The following is a 24,568-nucleotide window of genomic DNA, read 5'->3' as shown; positions in this document are numbered from 1 at the left end:
CTGGTGCAAATGTTGCCCAAATAAAATGTCAGCATACTATAAGTGCAACTCTTGTCTGTATTGCCGGTTAGAAAGCCCGGCCATACAACTCAGACATATGGTGGTTTCACATCCGCTCTGGCCCGAATTGGGAGGGGATGTGATTGGAGCATGTAGGCAGATTTCAACTTCCAGTCTGAGGGCGCGAAAGGGGCTGGCGACTGAGGGTAGCCGATACGACTTGCCCTTCCACGACGACTGCATAAGTCCCGTTCGAGATTGACGCGCTGTTGTCAGCGTTGATGAAGCACGTCCCAATCGCGGCTCCTTGCTGGTAGGCATATCCGCCGCTTGCGACGTAGCCGACCACCTGACCATCCTTCAAGACAGGTTCGTTGTGATGCAACAGGGGACCCGCCTCTTTCAGCTTAATGTGACATAGGAACGGGCCTTCGCCCGCAGCCTTGCGCGCGACAAAGGCATCGCGCCCGATGAAGGGGGGGGCCTTGTCGGGCTTGCAAACAAAACCCAGCCCGACCTGATGGGGCGCTTCGGTGTAGGACATGTCGTGACCCCAGTGCAGGAAGCCCTTTTCGATCCTCAGCGCGTTCAGCGCCTCACCGCCAACCAATCTAAGGCCCATGGGTTCTCCTGCCGCCCACAGGACCTCAAAAACATGCTCGGCAAAATCGGGAGTGATAAAAATCTCCCAACCCAATTCACCGGTGTAGGACAGGCGTTGCGCAAATACGGGGGCATGTCCGATGTGAAAATGCTGAAGGCTGTTGAACGGGAAAGCCTCGTTTGACAGATCTGCATCGCAGACCGCCGCCAGCAGATCGCGTGATTTGGGTCCCGCAACGGACAGCACCGCATGGGCGGTCGTCGCGTCACGCAGGCGCACATCTTCACCGTCGGCAATGTGGCGTTTCAGGTGATCGCGGTCGCGGCGAGTATGCGAGATCGACGACATCAACATGAAACTATCCACCCCATGGCGCGCCACGGTTACATCGCTTTCAATGCCGCCGCGTTCGTTTAGCATCAGCGTATAGGCGACGCGGCCTACCGGCATGTTGATGTCATTGGTGCATATGCGTTGCAAGAATCGCATGGCATGGGGGCCCTCGACCATCAATTTTCCCAGCATGGAATAGTCGATCATCGCCACGCCTGTCCGGGCGGCTTTCTGTTCGGCCTGCGCATGATCGAACCAGCTGGGGCGATGGAAGGAATAATCATATTCCGGCGTAACCCCCTCTGGCGCGAACCAGCCGGGGCGTTCCCAGCCTTGCGCCTCGGAATAGACGGCGCCCTTCGCCTTCATCGCGTGATAGAACGGCGTGCGGCGGAGACCGCGGGCGGTTTCACGCTGACGGCCCGGCCAGTGCATTGCATAGGTCAGCACCAGCGTTTCCGCGCAGCGTTCACGCAAATAGGGATCGCGCGCCTGCCATTCTTCGATGCGGGCGGGGTCCATCTCTGCAAGGTCCATGGTCGGGTGGCCAGCCATGATCCAATCAGCGAGCGCCTTGCCCGCGCCGGGGCCAGACTGGATGCCGGTGGAATTGACACCGGCCAGCACGTAATACCCCTTGAGATCAGGGGCTTCGCCCAGCGTAAAGCGCCCGTCGTGGGAATAGCTCTCCGGGCCATTGAAAAAGGTGCGGATTCCGGTTTCCTGAAGGATCGGCACACGGTTCAGGGCCAGTTCGAGCACCTCCATCACATCATCGTCAACAAACGGCAGGCTGTCGAATTCAAAGCTGTCGGGAATGCCATCCTTCGCCCAGGCCTTTGCGTGGAAATGCGCAAAACCAAAGAGCAGCTTACCCGCATCTTCCTTCCAGTAGGTGCCATCGCAGTAGGACCGCAGAACGGGCAGATCGGAGGGCAGGTCGGGGATGGGTTCGGTCACGAGGTAATAGTGTTCGCAAGCGTGAAGTGGCACGCCGACCCCGTCTTGGCGGCCCAACTCCCGCGCCCACATGCCGCTGCAGTTCACCACGAAATCGGCGGTGATCGTGCCCTCATCGGTGCGCACGCCGGTGACGTTTCCACCTTCAGTCAGCACCTCATCTACCTTGATCCGTTCCCGGATCGTGGCGCCATGCATTCGCGCGCCCTTGGCCAACGCTTGGGTCAGGTCTATGGGGTTGGCAGACCCGTCGGAAGGCATGTGGATGCCGCCCAACACGCCCTCGGCATTCATCAGTGGCCAGCGTTCAGCGATTTCGGCGGTGTTCATGTAGTGCGCTTCGATTCCGAAGAGGGAAGCAAAATCCGCCTTGCGCTTGAGTTCGGCCAGCCGTTCCTCGTTCACGGCGATGGAGATCGAGCCCGATTGCCGGAAACCCGGGTTCTGGCCGGTCTCGGCTTCGATTTCCTGAAGCAGTTCGACCCCGTAGCTGGCGAAAGCCGTTGTCGCGTGGCTTCCCTGGAGTTGTCCAACAAGGCCTGCGGCGTGCCATGTCGTGCCGCTGGTCAGCGTCTTGCGTTCCAGAAGAATGACGTCTTTCCAACCCGCCTTAGCCAGGTGATAGGCCACGGAACAGCCATGAATGCCGCCGCCAATGATAACAACTTGGGCGTGGGTGGGGAGGGGGTTTGCCATGGTAGATCCTGTCTATCTGAGTGATGCCTGAAAGAGCCGCCCACAGTTCTCCGGAGCGTCATTTAGCCCCGCAAGACGCATCATGTGCCACGCGAGTGCTTGATTGGAGGCGATGACCGGTTTGCGGATTGCGGCCTCGGCCAATGGAATGACCTCAAGGGCGCGCAGGCTTGTGCAAGAAACGAATACCCCGTCGCAATCTCTGCGGTTACCGATATGACGCACGGCCTTGAGGATGCTGTCTGCACTGATCCTCGCGACGGTGAAATCATCGGACTGATCGAATGTGGCCACGGCGGTTGTGTCGTATCCGGCCTCCCTAAGGTTGGCCTGCATCGCCAGGGTCACATCGACCGGATAAGGCGTAACCAGCGCGATCCGGTTCAGCCCAAGCGCGGCCATTGCGGCCTTGCAGGCGGTGATCGGGTTGGTCGTTTTGGCAGCGGGATGAACGCCGCGGATCAGGGTGTCGACGCGGTCCTCGCCGATCATTGTGGCGCCAGAGGTGCAGGCATAACCGATCACGTCGAAGCCAAAGCGTTCTGGCAAAAGCGCGGCCGTATGCGGAAGGTCCGCTGCCATCTGGCGGAGCGTCTCGGGCGATACGTCCATCGTATTGGGTATGCGCGCGGCATAGGGGGCCACATCGTCCTGTTTTGAAAAAATGCGGGCAAATTCATGCTCAATCGTTTGATCTGTCTGCAACACGACAAGGCCAAAGCGCGCACGCGTTCCCAAGCCACCGTCTGTCGTGAAATCAAGCGTTTCGACGTGGTCGTTCTGTATCATGACTGATCTCTCCTGCGGGATGGGGCCTAGCCCATATCAGCGGTGAGGCGGGGCTGACGATCGAAACAGGGGTGACCAGTGAGGGTCTCGCCGGACGTCTCACATCTGCCCGGCTTTCCGCGGCCATCGCGCCAGAAGTTGTTTTTTCGGTCTCGGGTCAAAAGGTTCATTTGCTTTCTCCCGCAATCTGGTATATACCAGTTATAATTTTTGTAACTACATCGGCACAACGGGACCTGTCAATATCAAACAATCGCTTGCGCTGCCTGGTATATACCAATTACTCTGTGCGCAATTTTGTAATTCTGGAGCGCGGGAAATGTTAAGCGGGCATGACAGCGATATCGAAACAGATGCAGCGATTGCCCGGCCGCGGTTTCTGCAAATCGCAGACGATATTCGCGGTCAGATTGCGCGGAAGGAATTGAAAGAGCACGATATTCTTCCATCAGAGCGCAGCCTGTCCGAACAATACAGTGTGAGCCGCATGACCGGGCGCAGGGCGCTTGAGGCGCTGGAAACCGAAGGGGTGGTCTACAGCTCGGACCGTCGCGGGCGGTTTGTTTCACCCCAGCGACTGAGCTACAATGTAAGCAACATGGTCAGCTTCGTCAGCAACGCGCAGGCCAGTAACATCGACCTTCAAATCGAGGTGATCGACACGGTCGAGACCGCGATGGACGGCAAACTGGCCGCACGTCTTGGGCAGCCCGAAGGGTGTCGCGTTACAGCCTATACGCGGCTGTTTCATACCGGTGATCATCCAATTTTTATCGAGACCGAGTCCCTCGTCGCGGATCGATTCCCCGATTTCCTGCGCCATGATCTGCGGCAGTCGACGACGCAGATACTCGAAACACAGTACCAGACCTCTGCCGCCACCGGCGACATCGTGATCCGAATGCGCGGCGTTCAGGAGCAAGAGGCACAGCTTCTGGGAATTTCCGCCAGCCATACCGTGATCGAACTGGAACAGGTCATCCGCGATGCAAATGGCGTGCCGTTCTGTTTTGGGCGGCAGGTCTGGCGAGGAGAAATGGCCGAGTTCTCGGCCCATGCCATCGTGACCCGCCGATAAAGGAACAAAGCAATGTCACTCGCCGACGCAGCCCCCGAGCGGGGATTTCAGAATACGGAATTCGAGGCACGCACGGCAAGAGCACAGCGGCTGATGGCGCGCGATGGCTTGGCCGGATTGTTGCTGATGAGCGAGCAGGACGTCCGGTATTTCACCGGCTTTCACACCCTGTTCTGGCAAAGCCCGACTCGGCCATGGTTCGTCTTCGTGCCGGCGAGCGGCAAGCCGGTCGCGGTCATCCCTGAGATCGGCGCCGAACTGATGCGTCGCAGCTGGATCGACGACATCCGCACATGGAGCGCACCGGCACCCGAGGACGATGGCATCAGCCTTCTGACAGAGCTTCTGGCGCCCTTAGCAAAAGTGGGTGCAAGGGTCGGCGTGATGAAGGGTCATGAGACCAAGTTGCAGATGCCGCTGGGCGATTGGGAACGTCTTGTTGCGCGATTGGGCGGGATCAAGTTTGCGGATGTGACCAAGCTGGTTCAGGGCCTGCGGATGGTCAAATCCCCTGCCGAGATCAAAAAGCTGTCCCATATCTGCGCAATCGGATCCGCCGCTTTTAGCAAAGTACCGGATCTGGTTGGCGAGGGGATGCCGCTTGAAGAAGTTTTCCGGCAATTCAGGTTGGCGGCGATAGGGTCTGGCGCGGATGATGCACCCTATGTGGTGGGCGCAGCCGATCAGGGTGGCTATGCCGATGTGATTTCACCACCCTCGCGGCGGCCGCTTCAGAAGGGTGATGTTTTGATGTTGGATACGGGGTGCACCTGGGACGGCTATTTTTGCGACTTTGATCGCAACTGGGCCATTGGCGATGTTCATGATGATGCCAAACGCGCGTATGACGTGTTGTGGCGGGCAACTCAGGCTGGGATCGATGCGGCAAGGCCAGGCAACACCTGCCGTGATCTGTTTCTTGCGATGTCGAAAGTCATCGCCGAGATGGACAGCTCTGGTGGCGATATCGGGCGGCTTGGCCATGGCTTAGGAATGCAGTTGACCGAACAGCCCTCGCACGCGGCATTTGATGAGACCGAACTCAAAGAGAACATGGTTCTGACACTCGAACCATCGCTGAGCTATGGCGAAGGACTGATGATGGTGCATGAAGAGAACATCGTCGTGTCCAATGGCGAGGCTAAGCTGCTTACAACGCGCGCAGCGCCGGAGCTGATACTGGTACGCTAGGCGCGCGCTGCTGGACTAGATGATATCCAACGACACCTTGACGCGATCCATCACGATTGAAGACGTGAATTTGCTGACGTTGGATGAATCGAAAAAATATTCTTGGGTGAATTGCTCGTACTCGGCGATATCCTGCACGATCACGACCAGGATGAAATCGGCCTCGCCAGTCGCATAATAGCACTGCTGGACGGCTGGTGCGCTGCGCATGCGGCGCTTGAATTCATCCAAGTGCCGGCGGCTTTCTCGCTCTAGCATGACCTGAACAATCACGGTCATACCCCGGCCCAATGCGACCGGGGATAGCACTGCTATTTCGCGCTCGATTATGCCGGTTTCTCGCAGCTTTTTGAGGCGCTTCTGAACAGCCGGCGGTGACAGTCCAATTTCACACCCAATCGCTTCTGCCGTCAGACGCGCGTCGTTTTGAACCAGTCTGAGAATCTCTAAATCTTTGTCATCCATGATCTGATCTAAATCACCAAGTTCGAAGAATACAATCAATTTAATTCCGATTTGGGGAGATTAGACGAAAATGATCTCATTTTGGCTATAGTCTCAAGGCTGTCGACTTGGGGGAGAGCACTGAAGAACCAAATCATGCGCCGATTTGTACGTCCGAGGGGCGTTCGTTGCCTCCTGCAGTCAGTTAACCCTCCGAGAGACCTCGAATACCAACCGCGCATTCCCCCAACGTCATCTAACAAGGAGGATGCTAACTCATGAAATTCACCAAAATGCTACTCACTGCGGGTATCGCAATCGCCACATCGGCAACAACCGTGTTCGCAGGTCCTTTGCAGGACCGTATCGACGCCGGTGAAACAATCCGCGTCGGTTTCGCCAACATTCCGCTTTGGGGCTATCCCAATGAGAACGGCGACGCAGACGGCTTCACAAACGACATTGCGATCCAGACGCTCGCATCGATGGGCCTGACCAACATCGAGGCTGTCGTGACAGACTGGGGCGGATTGATCCCGGGCTTGAAGGCCGAACGCTTCGACCTGATCACCGGTGGCATGTATGTCTTGGGCTCGCGTTGTGAAAACGTCACCTTCTCGGAGCCTGTTGCAAAGTCAGGCGATGGGATCCTGGTTGCTGCAGGCAACCCGGAAAACATCAATAACTATACGGACGTGCTGGAAGGCAGCCACATCATGGTGACCGGCGCCGGCTACAACACGGTGGAAGCTGCCAAGAACCTCGGCATTGCAGATGCCAATATCATGCAGGTGCCCGGCCCGACAGAAATGGTTGCCGCCCTTAAGGCAGGCCGCGCAGCTGCTGCGATCCTGACAGACTTCGAAGCACAGCATCTCGCCGCTGACCACGCTGAAATCGAGCTCGCCGATTCTTCGCAGATGGAAGAGTGGAGCAAGAACTACGCTGCGATCGGCTTTCGTCACGAAGACAAAGAGTTTGTCGAAACCTTCAACGCTGCCCTCAAAGACTACATGGGAAGCGACGAGATGATGGCCGTTGTTGGCGAGCATGATTATTCTGAAGTGCACCTTCCGGGTGACGTCACAGCAGAATGGGCCTGTGCCAACCGGTGAGCGCGCCTCAGCGTGAACTTGAGTGGCAGATCAACCTGGTCTGCCACATTTCTTGAACATTCCTGTTCGGAGCGAACTCGTGGGTCTTATTGAATTCTATGGCCAGTACTGGCCCCTCTTGATGTCAGGCACAGGCATCACGATTGCACAGTTCCTACTTGGGGCTGTTTTGACGGTCGCACTGGCGCTTGTGTTCGGATTGATGAAGATGTCCTCGAACAAGCTGATCAAAGGCTCGTCCGTTGTCTATATTGAGATTTTCCGAGGCACTTCGCTGCTTGTTCAGCTTTATTGGATTTTCTTTGTTCTGCCGCTGTTTGGCCTCACGCTTGAGAAGTTCACGGCGGGTTGGATTGCTATTGGCTTAAACGCTGGTGCCTACGGGGCCGAGCTGGTTCGCGGTGGCATCATGGCGGTTCCGAAAGGCCAATGGGAAGCGGCAACGGCGATCAATATGAGCGGGGCACGACGCATGTGGCGCATCATTCTGCCACAAGCGCTGGTCAACATGTTGCCCGCCTGGGGCAACCTGTTGATCGAGATATTGAAAGGCACTGCGCTTGTGTCACTGATTGCCGTGACCGACCTGATGTTTCAGGCCAAGCAGATCAACGCGAGCACCTATCAGTCGGCACAGATATTCGGTGCGGCGCTGGTCATCTACTACGTTCTGGCCCGCTTCCTGCTGACCCCTTTCTTGCGTTGGCTTGAAGGGTTCATGGCCCACAAACTGGGGAGGGCATAACCCGTGTTGGACTGGCTTTTCAGAGACGAATGGTTCCCCAAGTTCGACTGGCGTTGGGACTACACCTGGGAGATCTTGCCGCGCCTGATCGAGGCGACAGGCAACACGCTGATGGCAGCGGCCTCGGGCTATGCCATTGCGCTGGTTCTTGGGCTTGTCCTTGCACTCGCACAGCGCAGCCCAAGCAGGCTCTTGACGTTTGTGGTGCGCGAATTCGTGGAATTTGTTCGTTCGACGCCGCTGCTCCTTCAGATCTTCTTTATCTTTTATGTCGGTCCCCAGTTCGGGATTACGCTCAGTCCTTGGGTGTCTGGCATGATCGCCATCGGTCTGCACTACTCCTGCTACCTGTCCGAGGTCTACCGCGGCGGGCTCGACAGTGTGCCCAAGGGGCAGTGGGAAGCGGCGACAGCTCTGAACATGACCACCGCCCAGACCTACAAGCGGCTGATCATCCCGCAGGCCATCCCGCCCGCGATTCCAGGGCTGGGCAACTACCTTGTCGGGATCTTCAAGGACACGCCAATGCTGTCGGTAATCGGGGTGGCCGAGTTGATCCATACCGCCAATTCAATCGGCTCCGAGACTTGGCGCTACTTGGAGGCCTACACCATGGTTGGTGTGATCTTTCTGGCGCTCTCTTTGCCCGCCGCTGGCCTTATTCGCGCATTTGAAGGATTCGTGCGCCGCAAACTAGGAATGTAAGAAATGGAAGATCTGACGGGTTTCCCAACTGAAATCACGAGAGCGGGCCAGCCGATGGTCAGCTTCAAAAAAGTGCAAAAGGCCTATGGTTCTTTGGTGGTTCTGGATGATCTTGATCTGGATGTATCAGCCGGTGAAATGGTGTCAATCATCGGGCCGTCAGGGTCGGGCAAGACCACTGTTCTGCGGATGTTGATGACGCTCGAGAAGATCAACGGCGGCGTCATCTACGTGGATGGAAAACCGCTGACGCACATGGAAAAAAATGGCAAGCTTGTCCCTGCTAGCGAGAAGCACCTCCGCGCCCGGCGCAGCGATATCGGGATGTGCTTTCAACACTTTAACCTGTTCCCGCATATGACGGCGATCCAGAATTGCATGGAAGGTCCGGTTCAGGTGCTCGGTCTGTCCAAAGCTGAGGCGCGAGACCGTGGCGAGGAGCTGCTTGAACTCGTGGGCATGGCGGACAAGAAAGACCAACACCCTTCGCGGCTCTCGGGTGGGCAGCAACAACGCGTCGCGATTGCGCGCGCGCTGGCGATGCGCCCCAAGGTGATGCTGTTTGACGAGGTGACGTCGGCGCTTGACCCCGAGGTCATCGGCGAGGTGACGAACGTCATTCGCAAGCTCGTGTCAGAGCACAATCTGACAATGCTGATGGTCACGCACCAGATGGGCTTTGCCCGCGATATTTCGGATCGCGTCTGTTTTTTCTACGGCGGCAAGATCGAAGAACAGGGACCGCCGGCAGAGCTGTTCGGGAACCCAAAACGTGAGCGCACACAGCAATTCCTCAGCGCGGTGAAAGAGGCCGTCTGACACTGGTCATACGAAAGAGGTTTTAATGTTTTCAGCGGGCGATGAGGTCAAATCCCGGAGTTGGGCTCCGGTTCTGGATGCCGGGCGCCACAACAGGGCGCAGCTTGGGTTCATATTGATGTCGACGGATCTTGCGAGTGAGCAGGATTTCTTCGACATGGCGCCTCCGGGTGTTGGCATCCACATCACCCGTTTGAAGACCGACGACCATACCACGCGTGAAACCCTCGCCCAACATATCCACCATATGGCCGACGCCGCATCACGGCTGCAACCTGACATGAAGCCAGAGGTAATCAGTTATGGCTGCACCAGCGGGTCCATCGTCAACGGTGAGCAAGCCGTGTTTGACGCAATTGTCAAAGGTGCGCCCTGGGCGCAGCCCATGTGCATTGTGACGGGTGTGGTCGATGCATTGCGGGCGGTGGGTGCACAAAAACTGGTAGTCGGCACGCCCTATCTGGATGAAATCAATACTGCCGAAGCAGAGTTTCTTGTTCGAAAGGGATTTGACATCCTCGATATTCAGGGCCTCAACCTTGCAACGGGGATCGAGTTTGGGCAGGTCACCCCTTCCTTCTGGAGAGACTTTGCCGTTCAGATTGATCAACCCGAGGCAGACGCTATCTTTTTGTCTTGCGGCGGTATCCGCGCACCGGAAGTGGCTGAAGAGATTGAGCAGATTGTCGGCAAGCCGGTGATCACGTCAAATCAGGCGCAGTTCTGGAGCTGTCTGCGGCGCGCCGGACTCCCGGACAGGCTCACCGGATTCGGCCAGCTGTTTCAGCATCCGGGCACAGAGATTCTGCCTCAGTAACCGCCCGATTTATGGCCGAAGAACACCTTGGTGATGTCTTCGCTGACATCCCAGGTGACCCGTTTACCATCATGGACAAATAGGCTGTCGCCCGGGCCAAGCTCGATGATTTGGCCCGTGTCGTTTTGAATTAGGCGGCATCGGCCGGACAAGACCGTCATCAACTCATCGCCTTGCTCGGTGCATTCGAATGCGCCCTTGGTACAGCGCCAGATGCCATAGCGGGTTGTGTGCCCAGGGCCTCCGGCATCTAGTCGCCCATATGTTTCCGGCGCGCCACGGGTGATCACATAATCACTTTGCGGGGAATCAAACGGCCAGAATTCAAGCGGCCCAACATCGTCTCCTGGCTTGTATCTTGGCATTTGAACCCCCTCGCAATTGCGTATGGAGCCCGCATTAAGCGGCCTCTAAACCTTCCATGATCATGCTGAAAATCTCGGCGTCTGTCACACCTTCCGACCCGAGCAACAGAACACGCGAGGTTGATGACAGGCCAAGTTTTTCAGCAAGGGAAGGATCTTCCATCGCAGCGATCAAAGCAGCCAGACCTGCGACAGCGCTTTCTCCGGCTTGCACAGCCGCTTCATTGGCAAGTGGTTTGGCCAGCAGGGGTACTGTTGGGGCAACCATCTCTTCGGGGATCGTCAAGTAATCGGTGGCTTCCTCTGATAGGATTTCCCATGCAAGGCCCGAGGGTTCGCCGCAAGACAGCCCGGCCATCAATGTCTCTTCTGCGATGTCTACTTTTGTGGCCGCGCCGGTTTTTGCGCTTTCAAACAGGCATGCGGCCAACTCTGGCTCTACAATGATGGGCCGGGGAGAGGCACCACCCCAGTACTGGCGCAGCGCTGCGATCACGCCCGCTGCTAAATCACCAACTCCACCTTGCAAAAACACATGGGTCGGTGGCTGATCCAGCGCGTTGCAGATCTCTTGCACCATGACGCCATAGCCACTCATCACATCGCGCGGGGGCAACGAATAGCCGGGCCAGGAGGTGTCGGAAACTTCGAACCAACCATTCTCTTCAGTCTCGGATTTTGCAAGAAGGACGGACTCGTCGTAATCCCCTTCGATCCGGACAACTTCGGCACCAAGATCCCGCATGGCGACGGCGCGGCCCTCGCTTACCTCCGCATGAATGTAGATGCGACAAGGCACGCCAAAGCGTTTGCGGCCCCAGGCAAGTAATCGTCCGTGGTTGCCATCGGTCGCAGATACAAGCGTGATCTTTGCGCATTCCTCGGCATATGCCCCGTTTCTGACCTCAGCAAGGGAGACAGCCCTGTCGAAGCGCTTTGATATTTCACGTTGCAGCACGCGCAGCGCGGCATAGGATCCACCCAACGCCTTAAAGCTACCAAGCCCAATGCGCGGGCCTTCATCTTTGTAAAGGATTTCGCCAACGCCAATCTCGGCTGCGATTGTGGAAAGTGAGACCAGCGGCGTTGGTGCGTAGCCGTCCCATGCGGTGATTTCCTCACGCGCGGTCAAGAAGCTCTCATGTGTCAAAACACGGTATGAGGCGTCACCTTCAGCGGGGTTCGCTGCGATGTGTTCGATATGCGCTTTGGGGGGCAGTAACGGCATCATGTGGCCCTTTTTTTGGTAAGCGATCCCTCACAAGCTGCGCCAAAAAGACGGCACCGATAGGGAGAAGCGCGTCGTTGAAATCGCAATCTGAAGCGTACAGGGGTTGGATGTAGGGCCTTTCGGTTCCGTTTCCCAAAAGCAGGAAACATTCAGGAACTGCGGCGCAGAAATGGGCGAAATCCTCGGAACAGCTCATGGGGGGACGATCCGGAATTGTATCGAGGCCCGCGTTTCGTGAGGCCTGAATCACTGCCTCAGTGGGACCGGGAGCATCAATGGTTTCGATGGATCCGGTATTGAAGGCAACTGTGGCACCCACGCCATGAGCTGCGGCAATACCATCGACTATCTGACGCATGAAGCATTCGACGTCCTGCCTGTCCTGTGCCAGGCGTGTCCGTACATCGCCATTCAGCCTTGCGGTCTCCGGCAGAACATTGCGTTGCCCATTCGTCAGGAATTCCGTGGCCGAGACAACCGCCCCGCATCTCGGTGCCAGCTTTCGGGACACGATGGTCTGCAATGCCTGGACTATTTCGGCACGGACTGTGATGGCCTCGACGCCGACATGCGGCATCGAGGCGTGGCCGCCTTGCCCCCTGATCTCTATGTCAAACAGGCTTTCGCTGGTGCAGATCTGTCCAACCCGAGTAAAAAGCTCACCCAAAGGTGCGCCAGGCAAGCTGTGAATGGCGTAGACCTCATCGAGCGGGAACCGGTCCAAAAGCCCGCCGTCGATCATGGCGCGTGCGCCCAACCCGTGTTCTTCATTCGGTTGAAAAATGATTACGACTTTGCTGTCGAAGTCGGGCTCGTTTGCAAGTATTTCGGCCGCCCCCAGCAGCATTGTCATGTGGCCGTCGTGACCACAGGCATGCATCACGCCATCGTTTTTAGAGATATAATCATGAAAGCTGCTTTTCCAGATCGGAAGCGCGTCCATATCGACTCGCAGGCCGATTGTACGATTTCCACCACCAGATCGCAGGACGCCGACGACGCCGATCCCTTCATGCATCTCCACACCGAAAGCACGAAGCTGTTGCGCAACTTTGGCCTTGGTGCGCACCTCGCTAAAACCTACCTCTGGGTCGCGGTGAAAAGACCGGCGAAGGTCTGTCAATTTCTCATCAACTGTCTTCATTTTGCCCGACGCTTGATTGAGGGCAAGATAGGGGGCAATGCGCTGAATTATACATCAAATGATGCCAAACGGCGACGAAATCCTGCACGGATTTCTCTAATTGGAATGCCAACAGGAACTGAAGCGCGTTTCGAAACTCTCTGCACCACTCTCGCTCAGCTTCATCGGGTGGTGACAACAAGTCGCGCAATTCGACCGCACATCCGCCAATGTGACCGCTATGTCAAAATGCGCTGTGTTTGCTGAAATCACAATCAATTTCGTCGTAGTTTTACGACAGTTTGCGGTTTTTTCTCTCGAACCGCAGTTAACTTGATGAGGGCTGTGCCAACAAGAAAGGAGTAAGAGATGATTCCAGGGCTGGAAACTGCAATCACACATCAAGAAAGCTACGACCGCAATCTAGAACGCTTGCGCTCCCTTAAGCTTGTGCTGCCGCGCATTTCCGAACTCGCTGACCCCGCGGCGAATCTTGCTGAAAAGATGGCTGAAAACACGGATGCGGACCCCGATGGACCCGATGCACGCAATCTCTTCCGCGTGCATTGGCATAACGGGGCAGACCGCCACAGCCTGGTGCCGGTGCCAGAGCATGTTGTCCTCCCCGACGCTCTGACTGGTGTGAAAGCAAAGATCGTTGTTGCCTTAGGAAATCGGTTTCCGATGATCAACACGCACAAGGTTCTGGCGGCCTATGGTTGTCTTATCCCGCGGTTGATGTCGGGTGCTTTTGACGCCACTCGGCACCGGGCTGTCTGGCCATCCACCGGTAACTATTGTCGCGGCGGCGTCGCGATCGCCACTCTGCTGGGCTGTCGGTCGGTGGCCGTTCTGCCCGAGGGCATGAGCAAGGAGCGGTTCGATTGGCTGAACCGATGGCTGACGGACCCGAATGACATTTACCGCACGCCTGGCACAGAGAGCAACGTCAAGGAAATCTATGACGCCTGCCACGAACTGGCGAAAGACCCTGGAAACCTGATCCTGAACCAGTTTGGCGAATACGGGAACTACATCATTCACCGTGCTGTGACCGGCCCGGCTCTGCAGCGGGTGTTTGATCACTTAAATGCCGATGGCACGAAGACCGCGCGCGCTTTTGTGGCCGCGACGGGCTCGGCCGGAACGCTGGCGGCAGGGGATCACCTGAAAAAGGCGCTCGGCACCCAGACGGGTGTGATCGAGGCGCTTGAATGCCCGACACTGCTTTATAACGGATATGGCGAGCACAACATTCAGGGCATCGGCGACAAGCATGTTCCGCTTATTCACAACGTGATGGGGTCCGATTTTGTTATCGGCGTATCTGAAACGGCCTGTGATGATCTGAACCTTGTCTTCAACACGTCTGCTGGCCGCTCATACCTGTCACAGCACCGTGGTTTGAACCAGAAGCAGATTGCGCAGCTTGGTGATCTCGGCTTGTCGTCCATCGCGAATATCATCGGCGCGATCAAATATGCCAAGTTCAATGATCTTGGCTCAGATGACGTTGTGCTGACCGTCGCGACCGATGGCGCCGATATGTATCACACTGAGATGGCTATTGCAGAGGGCCGCCACTTTGGTGGGAACTTTGCTGAAATGCAGGCGGCAGAGGCATTCGGTCAGCATATTCTGGGCGCGGGCATCGATCATACGCAAGAGCTTGGCCGTTTTGACCGAGAGCGTATCTTCAACCTTGCCTACTACACTTGGGTAGAGCAGCAGCGCATCTCACTTGAAGCGTTTGATCGCCGCCGAGACCAGTCGTTTTGGGATGGTTTGATGGATCTGGTGCCAGTTTGGGACGATATGATTGGTCGGTTCAATGCCGCATAAGGCACCTGTCGAAAACCTGCCGCTGACGGCGGCGCATTGGGGTGTCTATCGTGCCGAGGTCAACGAGGGCAAACTTCGCGCTCTGCATCCGTTTGAGCGGGATCCAAACCCCTCCCTGATCGCCAACGGTTATATTGGTGTATTGGACGATGAATTGCGGATCGACGCGCCAATGGTGCGCAAAAGCTGGCTGGAAAACGGGCCTGGCAGCGCGACCGACAAGCGCGGTGTCGACCCTTTTGTGCAGGTTACATGGGACGAGGCCGAGACACTGGTCGCCAATGAATTGAGCCGGGTCAAGGCGTCCTTCGGGAATGAAGCCATCTATGGCGGCTCCTACGGTTGGTCTGGAGCGGGCCGGTTTCACCATGCACAGAGTCAACTCCACAGGTTTCTGAATTGCATTGGCGGGTATACCAGGTCGGTGAACACCTACTCGCTGGCAGCAGGCGAGGTGATCCTGTCTCACATTCTGGGTGATCCAGCGAGTTTCATCCATAACCCGCCAAGCTGGCAGTCGGTGGTTGAAAACGGCGAGTTGCTTGTGGCCTTCGGAGGAATGCCCCTGCGCAACAGCCAGATCAGCTCTGGCGGAACCGGTGCGCACAGGGCGCGATCTGCCCTTTCCGATGCCAAAAAGAAAGGTATGTCCTTCGTAAATATCTCGCCGATGCGCAGTGACGTGGCTGCGGACCTGAATGCAGATTGGATAGCCGCGCGCCCAGGCAGTGATGTCGCGTTGATGCTGGCAATAGCCCATGAGTTTTTGTCGAACAACTGGCATGACCGGTCCTTTCTCGACCGTTATACGACCGGATTTGAAACCTTTGCCCGATATGTGATCGGGCAGGTGGACGGGATCGTTAAATCTGCGGCATGGGCGGCTGATATCGCGAATGTTCCAGCCCAAACGATCAAGGACCTGGCGTCGCGCATGGCAACGTCGCGCACGCTGATTTCGGTGAGCTGGTCTTTGACCCGACAAGAGCATGGTGAACAGCCGTTCTGGATGGCGACGACCTTGGCTGCCATGTTGGGTCAGATCGGGTTGCCAGGCGCAGGCATTGCCTTTGGGTATTGCGCTGCAAATTCCATCGGGATGGAACGCCAGCCGATAAAATTTGCATCGTTCCAGCAAGGGAAAAACCCGGTCACAACCTTTATACCTGTCGCCCGGATTAGCGATATGCTGCTGAACCCTGGCAGCACATTCCGGTTCAACGGTCAGACGCTCACCTATCCGAATATCAAACTAGTTTATTGGGCGGGGGGCAATCCGTTCCACCATCATCAGGACCTGACCAAACTGGAACGCGCATGGCAAAAGCCTGACACGATCATCGCCCACGAATGGTGCTGGAATGCCCTGGCCAAGCGGTCGGACATTGTTCTTCCTTGTACCACACAGCTTGAACGGCGCGATCTGATGATGACACCACGCGATCCATATATCGTCTCCATGGAGGAGGTCGTCCCGCCGCATGCCGAGGCTCGTGACGACTATGAAATTTTCACCGGGATTAGCCGCAAACTCGGTGTCGATACGTCATTCACGGAAGGGCGAAGTTCTGATGACTGGCTGCGATGGCTCTATGAGAAGAGCAGGCAGAAGGCAGACAGTTGCGGGGTGATCTTGCCGGACTATGCGACATTCACTGAAAAGGGCTGGCACTACATTGACCCGGGTACGCCAAGCAGTGGAGCCCTAGAGGCGTTTCGCAAGGATCCCCGAGTTGCACGGCTGGAAACGCAGTCCGGACGGATCGAGATCTGCTGCGCACAAATCGCGGATTCACGTCAGGACAATATCTTGCCGCATCCCGCCTGGTATGCGCCGGAAGAATGGCTGGGGAATGCGACCGGGAAACACCGGCTTCATCTGATCTCGGGACAACCGGCAGACAAGCTGCACTCTCAGCTGGACCATGGGCCTGAAAGCCAGGTAAAAAAGGTGAATGGACGGGCGGTCGCAGGCCTCAATCCGGTGGACGCCGAAACGATGGGCGTGTGCGACGGTGTTCTGCTGCGCGTCTATAATGAACGCGGAGCCTGTCTGGTTTCAGCGCGGCTCGATCCGTCGTTGATGCAAGGGTGCATAGCCATCAGCACCGGTGCCTGGCTGGATGCTGCGCGGCAGGAAGATGGCACGCTTATCTGCCAGAACGGTAACCCAAACACCTTGACCCGCGATCAAGGAACGTCGGATTTGGCACAAGGCCCCGCTGCACATAGTTGCCTGGTCGGCATCGAAAAGCTGACGGTCAGCTTTGGACAGAGTAAAGCCTATCTCCCGCCAGTAATTCAGCGGGCTTAACCGACATTTTGGGGAAGTGACCGCGCTGCTGAAACATCAGCCTAGTTCTGTTTCAGAATTACCAATTGCGCTGTGGCATCCTTCGCAATGTGTCGTTTGAAGTGATCGGCGAAATCAAGTTGCACAGTTAGATTTTGCCCGGTCCGACGATGTTCTCGCTTGGGCTCAGAACGGGTCCGAACCACGTTCAATCAGTTCAGGACGACGGCTATCGGAATTGCTTCTATGATTGTCGGCACCGCTGCTAAAGACCGCACCGCGAGAAAATTGTACTGCAAGGACACAGGGCCGCTTCGTCCGTTTAGTCTTATCCACACAACATGCGGGGACGGGTTGGATTGCGAGCCAAATGCTGTAACCACTTTGAAAGACTGTCCTCAAGACCTCAGCCGCGCCGTGGCATAGCAAGTGCTGCGGGCGCGAACAGGGCCTGCTTGAACAACGGCCGCGCCTGCAAAAGGCTGCAAAGTCCCGCGATCGTTGGTTCGAGTAACAAAATTCGCCTTGCTCTGATCGAATGGTCGGCTTTCTTGCCGCGTTGCGACAGCCAAATTTTGACATCCGCAGAAAAATCCGCTCTGCGTGCGCATGCAGCAAGATTTGGACACTTCTCCTTTGGGCTCTTTACGGCCGTTAGGCGCGTTTTGCGCCAACGTCCGGTTCACCGGTATGAGCTGAGCAGTCTAGTGTTGTTAGGATGGCCGCCATCGTATCCCGCTACCTGCGTCTCGCCGTTGTCCCACTGATACAGCAGACCGATTTCTTCGTCAGTTTTGATGCAAGAAATACGGCCGATGGCTTCGGCCGTCGTGCGAACACTCTCTAGTTTGGGCAAAACTTGCCCCTCTCGTTAAACAAGTCCTTGGGATCGACCTCGAGGGCATCCGCGACCCGCTCCAGAACATCGATTGATGCTGAATTTTTGGCGAGTTCGATCTCGCTGATATAGCTGCGATCTATGTTTGCAGCCAAAGCCAGTTGTTCTCGGCTCAATCCTCTGGAACTTCTTAGATTTCGGATATTTAACCCAATTTGTTCTTGTAATTTCATGGCCTCTACTCGGCCACATCAATCTGGCACTGGTGGTCGAAGGCAGTGTCGACATCGACATCAGTGGCTTGGAAATCGATTTCGTGCGCTCGATCCGTGTTTGGGATGTTCGGCACTACAGTCATCGCGAACGTGGCCGCGACGATGATTGTTCTAAGAGTTACAATATGCGCCTCGGGACCTATGGCACGCAGGGTGAATTTAGCTGGCAACGAACGACCCCAGCAGCGGCCCCGCAATGGGTGCTGCCGTCGCGACGGTGTTCGTCATCGAATTGTCGTCGCGGGGTCGGCGTTGAATGGGAAGATCACGAAGGCAACCATGGATATGAGTGGGGGCCCTACTAAGGCTATTCGCCGATGTCCTTCATACGTTCCGCGATATCGCCCGCAATGCGCTCATACAGGGCGGCTTGTTTGTCCCTTGGCGTTCCTGGCTTTGGGTTTCTCCAGCGGATGCGTTTGGCGAGCCAGAACAGCATACGGGCCGCTGGATCGGATGTTGCATCCGGTTCTGCGGCCGGATACTTCTCCTCAAGAGCGACGACGATTTCCTGAGACAGGCTGCGCCGGTTAAGTGTGGCATGCGTTTCCAGACGCTTCTTCCGCGCGGCAAGAAGCCTTGGGTGAAAGGGCTGAAAAATGAGCCCAAGCCATATTCAGCTGATTCCGGCCCCAGAGCTTGCGCTTCTCTTCGGCTACAGTGAGCCGAGCGCGTCCTTCTATGACTTCTGCCGTAGGACGGGTATCGCTCCGGTGCCCAGGCGGCGCGGGTGGTATGACCCAAAACTCATTCGGGCGCGACTGGATGCTATTCAAGGCATCAGCGCAGCAGAACGCGAAGCCACTTCGCAACCGAGCCTCGTTGAACAGCGGAGCGCGCGCCGTGCCCAGAAGTAGCTTTCCCAAGGGTGCCCACCGTGTCCGGCGCAAGGTTGTGCCCGGTGTTCGCTATCATTTCTATGCTTGGCGCGGCGGCCCCAAATTTTGGGAAGGGACGGATCCAATCCCCAAAGATCCCGAATTCTATCATGCGTTTTCGCAGTGCGGTACGGGGCGGATATCGATTTCCTGATGTTGGCGCGCACCTATGGGGTTCTCCGAATGACCCATCCGGCCGATATGCAGATTGTTCACTTGATCGTGGCGATCAGCACTGGTGCCGGTGTTTTGCTCAGTGCGGTGTTGATGAACGATGCGCTGACCAAATTTGGGGAAACCCACTGGCAGCAGATGTCCGAGATGAAGGGGAACGGCTTTTTCGGAAAGCCCGGCCACGGCTTCGTCCTCGGCAAAATGGGCAAGCCCAAGAGGCGCAAACCCTTCGTGATGTCCAAGGTATTCCCCCATGCCCTGATCGTCGCCCCGACCGGGCGCGGTAAGACCACAGGGTTCGTCATCCCGAACCTCCTGACCTATCAGGGCAGTGCCGTGGTGCTGGACGTGAAGGGCGAAAATTTCGAAGCCACCGCGCGCCACAGGGCCGCGCAGGGCGACAAGGTCTTTCGGTTCGCGCCCACAGATTGGAAGGATGGACGCTCGCACCGCTACAATCCTTTGTTGCGCATATCGGCGCTGGACAACGTCGATCGCCAGCAGATGGAGCTGCAGCTTCTAGCATCGCTGTTCTTGCAAGCTGATAGCGACCGGGTCCAAGGGCTTCTCGATGGTGGTATAGATCTGTTCGTGGCGGCAGGACTTTTGGCTTTCGAGCGAAAGCGACCGACCTTGGGCGAAATCTACCGGATCACGGCTTCAGGCGGAGACAAGCAGAAGGAATATCGCCGCCGCGCCGACGAGGTGGTCAACCCCTGATCTTCATGCGCATGGCCTCGACCAACAACGACACGCTGACGTCCTACCTGTCGCTCTTGATGACATCTGGACTCAAGCAGTGGTCAAACCCGGCCATCGACCGTGCGACCTTAACGTCGGACTTCGATTTCCGAGATATCCGCAAGACGCCGTTTTCGGTCTACCTCGTGGTTGAACCGCTGATGGTAAAACCGCTGGCGCCGTTGATCCGCTTGTTCTTCTCGGACTTGCTGGCATCGCTGCAGGACCATGAACCAGGCAAGGACGAGCCTTGGCCCGTGATGATCATGCTCGATGAGTTCAACCGCCTGGGCAAAATGCCGATCGTGCTCGACAGCATCGAAACTCTGCGGTCTTACCGGGCCAACCTCGCGATCGTCACACAGACCATCCCGGCGCTAGATGAAATCTACGGTGAAAACGCCCGCCGTGCCTTGCAGGGCAACGCGGGCATCAAGCTCTACCTGACCCCCTCAGATGAAAAGACCATCGAAGAGCTCAGCAAAGCCGTCGGCAAAACCACCAAGCGCGTCGTGACCCGTTCGCGCTCGGTCGGACGCAACCCCTTCGCAGGTCGCAGCATGTCTGAACGGACCGAAGAAACCGCGCTGCTACCTGAGGATGAGGCACGGCGCATGGATCTTGATGACATCGTTCTGGTGGTCGACGCGCAAATGCCCGTGCGCGCCAAGCGGATCAAGTACTATGAGGATCGGTTCTTTAAGCAGATCTTCGACAAGCAGAGCGGCGATTTGCCATTTCCCTCAGCGGGGGACCAGATGCGCGGCCTACAAGGGCAAATCAAGGCGCTGGAGGCGAAGATTGGAGCGCTTGAGGTGCCGATGGTGCAGGCAGTTGGTGACCCCAAAAACAATGGAACTCGGCGCGTAGAGATCGATGGTTTGGCCGCTTCGAAGCCGGAACCACCTTCGGTCGAACAGTCAGAATTAGAAGAATATTTGAAGGGATCAAATCGAGTCGATGCGTTTATGGAAGCTGCCGCGATCGCGAAGAATTCATAAGCGGTTCTCCAGTTTTGCATTCAGTTCGGCGGTCTCAATAGGCTGTACTTTTCCGTCTTGAAATCGCGCATTCGATCAATATGCGCGCGGTCGATAGAACAGGGGCTCGATTCCCCGATAGCTTGTTTCGGAAAACACACGTTCGAGTCTCTCACGCTCAGAAGTTGAGAATGTTGCGCTCGAGCTGAACCTCAGCCGGTTTGTACCATACGGAACCACTTTGAAGTCAAGCAATCGAGACCGAAGTTCCTCCCGTTCAGATCCAAAAGCGTCCGGTGTGGCAAGGGCTCTTTCAATAAAAACCCCTATGCTTTCTTTAATGCCATCTGCGTCACTCTGTCTTGCAATTGGGGTTGCGAAAACGACGGTCCAGTCTGTTGCTTCAAGCGACATCATACAGGTGTCAAATGTGACTAGGTTTCTATCTGAGGAACAGTCGAGTACAACTTTTGCAAGATGAGATGTTGAATACGATCTGCGACGCCATTGCTCACACTCGTCGTTCGCGCTTGTTCCCTGTGCACCGGGAAGCAGACGCTCAACGTAGATCATGTCTACAAATTCGTCCGGGATACGATTGCGGAGATCGTCACTCAGAGCATTCGCAAATATTGGGTTCTGTTTGACCGGGATAGGGGCGAGAAAAGCCTCAATACGCTCAATACCCGTGCCAGTTGCAAGCCAGCGGTACAACGCCGCATAGAACTCGACGTCATTGTGTCTGCGCCAACCATTGCGCGTTTCTGAAACACTTCCGCTGTTGAGCTCGTCCAATTTCGCATCCAGAACGTCTGCTGCATCTTCTAAGTGTTGCGCGGCTAAATCGTGCTTGCCGTCTTGATCCGCGGCAACTGCTAAGGCTGCATAAAAGGTTGCTTGTCGAGTGGCGTTTCTTAATGGATAGAACGAAAACACTTCTGATTGACCATCGGACGCCTCGGATGCGAGCCCTTGACTGTATTCCTCATTGAATGCTTCGATTCCGATCAATGCTTCGGGAACACCACTTACATCAATAGCCCCTGTGCAAGCTGATTGACGGAGATCGAACATGGGATCTAAGGCCACGGTTTTGTAACCTGTTTCTTCAACTCGGTTTGAAGCCAAGCAATCGAGCCATCGGACATTTGAGCTTTCTGCATTGCCATCCTGTTGCATCATTCGCCAGGCAGCCTGTTGCAATGCCAAGTCCTCTGCTTGGTCGCCTGTCGTCCAAGGTGACATTGCGCACAAAACAGGGCCAATCGTTGCCACATCATTTTCTAGACGTTGTCCTAGAGCTGAAATTACTCTCTCACGTTCCCCGGAAGGAAGCGCGTCAATAATCTCATGAGGTGCTGGGGCAGTCAAAATTTTGTCGACTTCGTCCGCGAAAACTGGCGCGGACATGGTTAGGGCGAATATGAAAAAGATAAGGCGTATCATAGTCAGTTATCCGATGCAGCTTCAGCCGCAATAGTCGTTTCTGACGTTACGGCACCTGGATCAACGGGTGCCAGCCGATCGACTTCCGTTAACAATGGGTCGCTTTCAAATCCTCGTACGCCTCGTGAGAAAGACTGACAAAAATCGTCGAGGGAACGGCCGGTGGACTCGAATGTGCCAGTCAGAACGTTGTCCCCGTCAAGTCTTAGGTTGAAGCTAATAATTCGATTGTCTGAGCCCGTCGAGCCCGCGGCATACAAATGATAAGTTGTCGTCCGGTCGCCATAAACGCGGAACGGTTCAACATCTGACGGATCCACATACGCATTTGGGTCTGGCCTCAAACGCGCCCGAACTTCATCGTCGCCAGGTAGGCGCTCCGGCCAATCGATCCAGTGCTTGCCAAGATCACCACAATCGATCCGCATCCTCATCAATTCGACGCCTCGTGATCGGTCGTCCAAACCAGCTTGCAAAATTGTTCTCAATGCATCCCTTTGCCCAGTCATGGCCGCTAGATTTGTCTCAGCAGATTCTAATCGTGACTCGCTCACACCCAAGTCGTTAGCGACTCTCGCATACTCTTTATGCGCCCGAACAAATGCCAACGCATCGGCCTCAGTCGAAATTGCAATGGATGCTCTATTGTCTTTAAAGTTATGGAGCCCCGTGCCGAAACTGACAGCAGCTGCGCCCAACAGCAAAAAGAACAGGACGAATATTGCGCCGCCTACTTCAATCGGCAATTCGAATCCTAGGAACTTCATGTTCCCAGCCCCAACCGCATCGATCTTAATAATGCGTGCAAGTAAAACTGAAAGACCTGAAAGGGCTATGACCAGCCCAAACCAATATGCAACTGGTGCAAAGGTGAAAACGTCAATCGGGTTGATACTGGTCAATACGGGAAGGAGCAGGGGTAGTATTGAGATCACTACTCCAAAAACAATTAGAAATAGCGCGATAGCGATCGATATCCCTCTACCAGCTAGCTCTGGGTTCGGATTATCACTCATGATGTTGCCTCTATCAGAACGCCATCCAAAACGGCATTGAACCGCTTCCCCACCTCTTCGAAGCCTTTCGACGTTCCATGGATTTCATCATTCCAATCGTCGACGTTGGGCATAGAACCTCTGCAGTCAACCACATGGACGTCGTTTTGTCCCTGCTCGTCGCTCAACGCGAACAGCATATTGTAAAGACGGTCGATAAAGACCGCGATTATCTTTCGCCGGAGTTCAGCGTCGTTGATCTCGCGCTTGGCAAAGGCGCGCCCAAGCCACTGATCGTTGCCCGCATAAATTGGGTTTCTTTTGTCCGAGGCGCTTGCAGGATATGGAATGGCGTAGTCATAGCCGTGAATAATCACAGGCAACCTTTCCAGCCCCGGCTCCGATCTGACAAGGCCGATCATTCGTGAATACCCCAGCCTAAGTTCCGAAATGCGATCATTCAGGACTGAGAAGTTAATGTGACCAGAAACATCAGTAACGTTACCGTTGAAATCGTTTAATAGCCCTAGGAGCATCGGCTCCTTTGTTGCTGGGTCTTCGCCGATTATATCATTCCCGGCACCGGAAAATAGGAAAGCCTTTACTCGAGCCCTGTGACGTCGAAGTTCGGTAATGAATTCGAACTTTCCCTTTTGAGGAGAGCCAGTAGTCATTTCTTTTAAGGTTGCACCCGCTGCGCCAAGTGACCAGACGTTGAAGTCCGGCAGCAGGTGGTCAATCGTTTCGTCGATCAAGATCGGAAACTGAAACCAACTATCACCTTCTGATACGATTACCGGTTTGTCTGGCTCGCGCTCAAGAACTGAGAAGAACTTGCCTCGTCTTCGGAACCTAGCCAAGCCGTTGCCAATTTTCATAGCACTTTCGAGCTCTTGATCAGCGGCTGTCATTGCTACGGTTTTGGGATTCGGCCGCACGTTAAAGTCCAGTCCGCCATCTCCTGGTACTAGTTCCACATAAGGGCGTAAATCGGTGTCCGAAACATCATCATCTCGCAACAGTCGAAGAAAATCATCGTATGTTATTTGGTCTGCCATACGTCACCTGAAAATTGCCGGTCACCTTAAATC

At 55.8% G+C, this 24,568-nt stretch carries 20 protein-coding genes and 1 pseudogene; 10 read left to right on the top strand and 11 right to left on the bottom strand.

What is annotated here, in order from left to right:
• Positions 1–163: 163 nt before the first annotated feature.
• Both OO25_RS11045 and OO25_RS11040 read right to left on the bottom strand, forming a co-directional pair.
• The gene (locus tag OO25_RS11045) at positions 164–2,593 is read right to left on the bottom strand and encodes an FAD-dependent oxidoreductase (protein ID WP_040180116.1); all 2,430 of its coding nucleotides are present in this window, start codon (positions 2,591–2,593) and stop codon (positions 164–166) included.
• Positions 2,594–2,605: 12 nt separating this feature from the next.
• The gene (locus tag OO25_RS11040; RefSeq protein WP_040180115.1) at positions 2,606–3,382 is read right to left on the bottom strand and encodes an aspartate/glutamate racemase family protein; all 777 of its coding nucleotides are present in this window, start codon (positions 3,380–3,382) and stop codon (positions 2,606–2,608) included.
• A 319-nt stretch (positions 3,383–3,701) separates the two neighbouring features.
• Here OO25_RS11040 and OO25_RS11035 point away from each other — a divergent pair, with 319 nt between their 5' ends.
• Both OO25_RS11035 and OO25_RS11030 read left to right on the top strand, forming a co-directional pair.
• A complete protein-coding gene (locus OO25_RS11035) occupies positions 3,702–4,460 on the top strand; it encodes a GntR family transcriptional regulator (RefSeq protein WP_052465661.1) in 759 nt (252 codons plus the stop codon).
• 12 nt (positions 4,461–4,472) lie between these two features.
• Positions 4,473–5,651: a Xaa-Pro peptidase family protein gene (locus OO25_RS11030; protein ID WP_040180114.1), complete on the top strand. Its 1,179-nt coding sequence runs from the start codon at positions 4,473–4,475 to the stop codon at positions 5,649–5,651.
• A gap of 15 nt (positions 5,652–5,666) precedes the next feature.
• On the opposite strand, the gene OO25_RS11025 is transcribed toward OO25_RS11030, so the two are convergent.
• Entirely contained in the window at positions 5,667–6,116 is a 450-nt protein-coding gene (locus OO25_RS11025) for an Lrp/AsnC family transcriptional regulator (protein ID WP_040180315.1), read from the bottom strand.
• Between the two features lie 257 nt (positions 6,117–6,373).
• Here OO25_RS11025 and OO25_RS11020 point away from each other — a divergent pair, with 257 nt between their 5' ends.
• From OO25_RS11020 to ehuA, 4 genes are all read left to right on the top strand, one after another.
• Complete coding sequence (locus tag OO25_RS11020) at positions 6,374–7,210, top strand: transporter substrate-binding domain-containing protein (protein WP_040170331.1); 837 nt, start codon at positions 6,374–6,376, stop codon at positions 7,208–7,210.
• A 79-nt stretch (positions 7,211–7,289) separates the two neighbouring features.
• The gene (ehuC, locus tag OO25_RS11015; protein ID WP_040180113.1) at positions 7,290–7,955 is read left to right on the top strand and encodes an ectoine/hydroxyectoine ABC transporter permease subunit EhuC; all 666 of its coding nucleotides are present in this window, start codon (positions 7,290–7,292) and stop codon (positions 7,953–7,955) included.
• 3 nt (positions 7,956–7,958) lie between these two features.
• On the top strand, positions 7,959–8,660 hold the full coding sequence (gene ehuD / locus OO25_RS11010; RefSeq protein WP_241770541.1) for an ectoine/hydroxyectoine ABC transporter permease subunit EhuD: 702 nt from the start codon (positions 7,959–7,961) through the stop codon (positions 8,658–8,660).
• 3 nt (positions 8,661–8,663) lie between these two features.
• Positions 8,664–9,479, top strand: a complete 816-nt coding sequence (gene ehuA, locus OO25_RS11005) for an ectoine/hydroxyectoine ABC transporter ATP-binding protein EhuA (protein WP_040170335.1) — start codon at positions 8,664–8,666, stop codon at positions 9,477–9,479.
• Between the two features lie 31 nt (positions 9,480–9,510).
• Here the strand turns inward: ehuA and OO25_RS23255 are convergent, their stop codons facing one another.
• Entirely contained in the window at positions 9,511–9,726 is a 216-nt protein-coding gene (locus tag OO25_RS23255) for a hypothetical protein (RefSeq protein WP_242407030.1), read from the bottom strand.
• Here OO25_RS23255 and OO25_RS11000 point away from each other — a divergent pair, their 5' ends adjacent.
• Positions 9,727–10,296, top strand: coding sequence for an arylmalonate decarboxylase (locus tag OO25_RS11000; RefSeq protein WP_242407029.1), 570 nt, complete (start codon positions 9,727–9,729; stop codon positions 10,294–10,296). It begins immediately after the preceding gene.
• Here OO25_RS11000 and OO25_RS22215 read toward each other — a convergent pair.
• The 3 genes from OO25_RS22215 to OO25_RS10985 are packed head-to-tail and all read right to left on the bottom strand — an operon-like array spanning position 10,290 to position 13,036.
• Complete coding sequence (locus tag OO25_RS22215) at positions 10,290–10,661, bottom strand: cupin domain-containing protein (RefSeq protein ID WP_052465660.1); 372 nt, start codon at positions 10,659–10,661, stop codon at positions 10,290–10,292. The genes OO25_RS11000 and OO25_RS22215 overlap by 7 nt on opposite strands.
• 34 nt (positions 10,662–10,695) lie before the next feature.
• Positions 10,696–11,793, bottom strand: coding sequence for a diaminopropionate ammonia-lyase (locus OO25_RS10990; protein WP_242407028.1), 1,098 nt, complete (start codon positions 11,791–11,793; stop codon positions 10,696–10,698).
• Positions 11,794–11,833: 40 nt separating this feature from the next.
• Complete coding sequence (locus tag OO25_RS10985; protein WP_052465659.1) at positions 11,834–13,036, bottom strand: amidohydrolase; 1,203 nt, start codon at positions 13,034–13,036, stop codon at positions 11,834–11,836.
• Between the two features lie 348 nt (positions 13,037–13,384).
• Here OO25_RS10985 and OO25_RS10980 point away from each other — a divergent pair, with 348 nt between their 5' ends.
• Together OO25_RS10980 and OO25_RS10975 are read left to right on the top strand one after the other, a co-directional pair.
• Positions 13,385–14,857 carry a pyridoxal-phosphate dependent enzyme gene (locus tag OO25_RS10980; protein WP_040180109.1) on the top strand — a complete coding sequence of 491 codons (1,473 nt, stop codon included), beginning with the start codon at positions 13,385–13,387 and terminating at the stop codon, positions 14,855–14,857.
• Positions 14,847–17,171, top strand: coding sequence for a molybdopterin-dependent oxidoreductase (locus OO25_RS10975; protein ID WP_040180107.1), 2,325 nt, complete (start codon positions 14,847–14,849; stop codon positions 17,169–17,171). The genes OO25_RS10980 and OO25_RS10975 overlap by 11 nt, the downstream gene beginning before the upstream one ends.
• 822 nt (positions 17,172–17,993) lie before the next feature.
• Here OO25_RS10975 and OO25_RS10970 read toward each other — a convergent pair.
• A complete protein-coding gene (locus tag OO25_RS10970) occupies positions 17,994–18,221 on the bottom strand; it encodes a helix-turn-helix domain-containing protein (RefSeq protein ID WP_040180105.1) in 228 nt (75 codons plus the stop codon).
• A 1,049-nt stretch (positions 18,222–19,270) separates the two neighbouring features.
• Between OO25_RS10970 and OO25_RS10955 the strand changes: the two are divergent.
• A pseudogene (locus tag OO25_RS10955) lies at positions 19,271–21,057 on the top strand (type IV secretory system conjugative DNA transfer family protein); the annotation flags it as partial.
• 75 nt (positions 21,058–21,132) lie between these two features.
• On the opposite strand, the gene OO25_RS10950 reads toward OO25_RS10955, so the two are convergent.
• From OO25_RS10950 to OO25_RS10940, 3 genes are read right to left on the bottom strand one after another with little or no spacing between them, the layout of a single operon-like run.
• Positions 21,133–22,482: a hypothetical protein gene (locus tag OO25_RS10950; RefSeq protein ID WP_040180102.1), complete on the bottom strand. Its 1,350-nt coding sequence runs from the start codon at positions 22,480–22,482 to the stop codon at positions 21,133–21,135.
• A 2-nt stretch (positions 22,483–22,484) separates the two neighbouring features.
• Positions 22,485–23,498 (bottom strand): hypothetical protein, encoded by a 1,014-nt coding sequence (locus OO25_RS10945; RefSeq protein ID WP_040180101.1) that lies wholly within the window; start codon positions 23,496–23,498, stop codon positions 22,485–22,487.
• Entirely contained in the window at positions 23,495–24,535 is a 1,041-nt protein-coding gene (locus OO25_RS10940; RefSeq protein WP_040180099.1) for a hypothetical protein, read from the bottom strand. Before OO25_RS10940 ends, OO25_RS10945 begins: the two co-directional genes overlap by 4 nt.
• Between the last annotated feature and the right edge of the window lie 33 nt (positions 24,536–24,568).

The sequence above is a fragment of the Phaeobacter sp. S60 genome, assembly GCF_000826845.1.
GTDB classification, from domain to species: Bacteria; Pseudomonadota; Alphaproteobacteria; order Rhodobacterales; family Rhodobacteraceae; genus Phaeobacter; species Phaeobacter piscinae.
This window is presented reverse-complemented; position numbering and strand designations above follow the sequence as displayed.

Coding starts and splice junctions, on each gene's coding strand:
- ehuA (WP_040170335.1), top strand. CDS start 8,664: ATGGAAGATCTGACGGGTTTCCCAACTGAAATCACGAGAGCGGGCCAG.
- OO25_RS11035 (WP_052465661.1), top strand. CDS start 3,702: ATGTTAAGCGGGCATGACAGCGATATCGAAACAGATGCAGCGATTGCC.
- OO25_RS10950 (WP_040180102.1), bottom strand. CDS start 22,482: ATGATACGCCTTATCTTTTTCATATTCGCCCTAACCATGTCCGCGCCA.
- OO25_RS10940 (WP_040180099.1), bottom strand. CDS start 24,535: ATGGCAGACCAAATAACATACGATGATTTTCTTCGACTGTTGCGAGAT.
- OO25_RS10980 (WP_040180109.1), top strand. CDS start 13,385: ATGATTCCAGGGCTGGAAACTGCAATCACACATCAAGAAAGCTACGAC.
- OO25_RS10975 (WP_040180107.1), top strand. CDS start 14,847: ATGCCGCATAAGGCACCTGTCGAAAACCTGCCGCTGACGGCGGCGCAT.
- OO25_RS11045 (WP_040180116.1), bottom strand. CDS start 2,593: ATGGCAAACCCCCTCCCCACCCACGCCCAAGTTGTTATCATTGGCGGC.
- OO25_RS22215 (WP_052465660.1), bottom strand. CDS start 10,661: ATGCCAAGATACAAGCCAGGAGACGATGTTGGGCCGCTTGAATTCTGG.
- OO25_RS10945 (WP_040180101.1), bottom strand. CDS start 23,498: ATGAGTGATAATCCGAACCCAGAGCTAGCTGGTAGAGGGATATCGATC.
- OO25_RS23255 (WP_242407030.1), bottom strand. CDS start 9,726: ATGGTGGATATGTTGGGCGAGGGTTTCACGCGTGGTATGGTCGTCGGT.
- OO25_RS11025 (WP_040180315.1), bottom strand. CDS start 6,116: ATGGATGACAAAGATTTAGAGATTCTCAGACTGGTTCAAAACGACGCG.
- OO25_RS11030 (WP_040180114.1), top strand. CDS start 4,473: ATGTCACTCGCCGACGCAGCCCCCGAGCGGGGATTTCAGAATACGGAA.
- OO25_RS10970 (WP_040180105.1), bottom strand. CDS start 18,221: ATGAAATTACAAGAACAAATTGGGTTAAATATCCGAAATCTAAGAAGT.
- OO25_RS11020 (WP_040170331.1), top strand. CDS start 6,374: ATGAAATTCACCAAAATGCTACTCACTGCGGGTATCGCAATCGCCACA.
- OO25_RS11040 (WP_040180115.1), bottom strand. CDS start 3,382: ATGATACAGAACGACCACGTCGAAACGCTTGATTTCACGACAGACGGT.
- OO25_RS10985 (WP_052465659.1), bottom strand. CDS start 13,036: ATGAAGACAGTTGATGAGAAATTGACAGACCTTCGCCGGTCTTTTCAC.
- OO25_RS11000 (WP_242407029.1), top strand. CDS start 9,727: ATGGCCGACGCCGCATCACGGCTGCAACCTGACATGAAGCCAGAGGTA.